This is a genomic window from Mesorhizobium sp. M7A.F.Ca.CA.004.06.1.1 (assembly GCF_003999135.1).
In the GTDB taxonomy this organism is placed as follows: Bacteria; Pseudomonadota; Alphaproteobacteria; order Rhizobiales; family Rhizobiaceae; genus Mesorhizobium.
Window position 1 is genome coordinate 1 of the sequence record NZ_RZPQ01000844.1, and the last position, 2,409, is coordinate 2,409.

Here is a 2,409-nt window from a genome sequence, read left to right on the forward strand (position 1 = left end):
CGGCCTCCTCTTCGGCGCCAGCACGGGGGCTGCGGCACTGCTCGGCATGGCCGGCTATTTCGCCGGGGTGGTGCAGGCGCCGATGACGGCTTTCGTCATCATCCTGGAGATGACCGGCAATCACGACAATGTCATCGCGCTGATGCTGGCCTCGATGCTGGGCTACGGTACGGCGCGGATGATCTCGCACGAGCCGCTCTACCACGCGCTGTCGCGTGTTTTCATCGCCGAGGCGATCCGGCGGCGGCGGGCGGAGGCCGGGCCGGGATCGGCGCAAGGCTGAAAGCAAAAAGGCCGGGCTTCGCGGCCCGGCCTTTCATTCAAAGCGAAGTGCGTGCCTGCACTCCTTGCCTATTTGCACTTGGCAATCGACGTCAGCGCCGCCGAAATACCTTTCAGCGAGAAGACATAGGAGGTGGGATTGCCGCGGCCGGACTTCGCCGTCACCTTCATGTCGGTGCCGGTCTTCATGGCGGCGATCAGCACCGGCTCCTCGGCGGCATTCTCGACCCAGGCCGATTTTCCGCGGGTGAACATCGAAAACGTCTTCTTGTCGATGGTCACGGTGGCCTTGGAGCCGTCCTGGAAGTTGTAGCCGGCAATGAATTGCGGCTCGTAGGACACTTGCTGGCCGGGCCGCTGGCTGACGAAGAAGAACATGTCGCCATGATCGAGCGTAGGCGGCTGCTTGTCGGTCGGCACGGTCAGGACATAGCAGACCTTGCCGCCCGATGCCTGGTAACTGTAGGTGCCCCAGGCATTGTGCTGGCCGATCTTGGTCGCCGACTGCGCCAGCGCCGGCGCTGCCACGGCCACCAGGACCAGGCTCGAAACTAGTGCAATTAATCCGCGCATCGCTTTTCCCGTATTCCAAATGGTGCGGAGGCAGGCCGGCTTGGCGTCCTGCCCGTCGCTTCATTTTGATTTAATCTGGGTTACCAAACGGTGAATTTCCGAAGAGAAAAGGACCCTCACCCCGAGGAAACCGCCGCCATTGCCGCGCCGCCGCCTTGCGAGCGGCTGGCGCGACATCCCTTTGGCGACTTGGAGGCCACGAAAGCGGCAAGAGTTTGACTTTTTACGCTGCCGCAGAAAGCCGGCTTCAACGGCGTTCCGTGCGTGAGTTCAGCCCTTGTCGGCCATGGCGTCCCTGGCGGCTTGCCGGTGCGCAGTGGTGATGTGGGCGCTGACGGCGGTGATCGCGGCGGTGAGCACGGCGATGTCGTCGGTGAAGCCAAGCCCGAAGACGAAGTCGGGGATGACATCCACCGGCAGCACGAAATAACCGAGCGCCGCGAGCAGAATGCCTTTGGCGCGCAGCGGGGTGTTCTTGTCCATGGCGCAGTAGTAGGCGGCCACGACCTCTTCCATGTAGGGGATCTGCAGCGCGGCCTTCTTGGCTGTGCGCCAGAATTTCTCGCGCACTTCGCTCTCGTTTGCCAGCTTGCCGCCAAAGCCGAAGAAATCAAAACCGGATTGTTGCGCCATCAGTGTCTCCTTGCGAGCGCCCATGCGCATCCGGCGCATGCCCGCGGGGGAAAATGTGGTGAAACCCGACCCCCGCTACAAGATGCTGGTGCCGATTTGGGCCTGCCGAGGCGATACCAGGCCTCAGGCGCCGGCAAAGCGGTTCATTTTCTTGGCCAGATCGATATCGAGCGTGGTGACGCCGCCGGCGTCGTGAGTGTTCAGCGTCACATCGACGGTCTTGTAGACATTCGACCAGTCGGGATGATGGTCCATCGTCTCGGCGGCAAGCGCGACGCGGGTCATGAAGGCGAAAGCCTCGGAGAAATTCGCGAAGGTGAATGTGCGCTTGATGGAAGCGCCGTCTTCCGCCAGCGCCCAGCCGTCAAGACCGGTCAATGCGGCTTCAGCGGCTTGCCTGCCCAGTTTCTCTCTCGCCATGTCCATATCCTGTGCTATTCGAAAACGACCCTTACCATAGCGACGGATCGATGAGCGCGAAGCCCATAAACTCCATTCTCTTCGTCTGCCTCGGCAATATCTGCCGGTCGCCGTTGGCGGAAGGTGTCTTCCGCGCGGTTTGGGCCGAGCGCGGGTCGGCCCGGGATATCCTGCTCGATTCAGCGGGAACCAGTGACTGGGAGGCCGGCTCTGCCCCCGATCGACGCGCGATCGCGATCGCGGTGCGGCACGGCGTCGACATTTCCGGGCAAAGGGCGCGCAAGGTCACGCCGCAGGACCTCCACCGTTTCGACCTGATCCTCGGCATGGACCGGTCGAATGTCGCCGACCTGAAGGCGCTGGCGCCGGCGGCCGTGCAGGACCGCATCCATCTGTTCCTGGAGTTCGCGCAGGGAAAGGCACGCGACGTGCCGGATCCTTATCATGACGAGGCAGAAGCCTTCGCTTCCGCCTATCGCATGATCCGCGAGGCGTCGGAGG

5 protein-coding genes are annotated in these 2,409 nt (G+C 62.9%); 2 read left to right on the plus strand and 3 right to left on the minus strand.

Going from position 1 to position 2,409, the window contains the following annotated elements; genetic code table 11:
• Positions 1 to 283, plus strand: a 283-nt coding sequence (locus tag EN906_RS31010) for a chloride channel protein (RefSeq protein ID WP_206529210.1), incomplete at its 5' end; no start/stop codon positions are given.
• A 68-nt stretch (positions 284 to 351) separates the two neighbouring features.
• Here EN906_RS31010 and EN906_RS31015 read toward each other — a convergent pair.
• From EN906_RS31015 to EN906_RS31025, 3 genes are all read right to left on the minus strand, one after another.
• A complete protein-coding gene (locus EN906_RS31015; RefSeq protein WP_127268363.1) occupies positions 352 to 855 on the minus strand; it encodes an invasion associated locus B family protein in 504 nt (167 codons plus the stop codon).
• A 270-nt stretch (positions 856 to 1,125) separates the two neighbouring features.
• A complete protein-coding gene (locus EN906_RS31020) occupies positions 1,126 to 1,488 on the minus strand; it encodes a YkvA family protein (RefSeq protein ID WP_127268362.1) in 363 nt (120 codons plus the stop codon).
• A 123-nt stretch (positions 1,489 to 1,611) separates the two neighbouring features.
• A complete protein-coding gene (locus tag EN906_RS31025; protein WP_127268361.1) occupies positions 1,612 to 1,908 on the minus strand; it encodes a 4a-hydroxytetrahydrobiopterin dehydratase in 297 nt (98 codons plus the stop codon).
• 50 nt (positions 1,909 to 1,958) lie between these two features.
• Between EN906_RS31025 and EN906_RS31030 the strand changes: the two genes are divergently transcribed.
• Positions 1,959 to 2,409 (plus strand): low molecular weight protein-tyrosine-phosphatase (locus EN906_RS31030; RefSeq protein ID WP_164777495.1); only part of this gene is annotated, 451 nt, incomplete at its 3' end.

What these genes read in the sequence shown, in the direction of transcription:
- EN906_RS31015 (WP_127268363.1), bottom strand. Translation starts at nt 855, where the DNA reads ATGCGCGGATTAATTGCACTAGTTTCGAGCCTGGTCCTGGTGGCCGTG.
- EN906_RS31025 (WP_127268361.1), bottom strand. Translation starts at nt 1,908, where the DNA reads ATGGCGAGAGAGAAACTGGGCAGGCAAGCCGCTGAAGCCGCATTGACC.
- EN906_RS31020 (WP_127268362.1), bottom strand. Translation starts at nt 1,488, where the DNA reads ATGGCGCAACAATCCGGTTTTGATTTCTTCGGCTTTGGCGGCAAGCTG.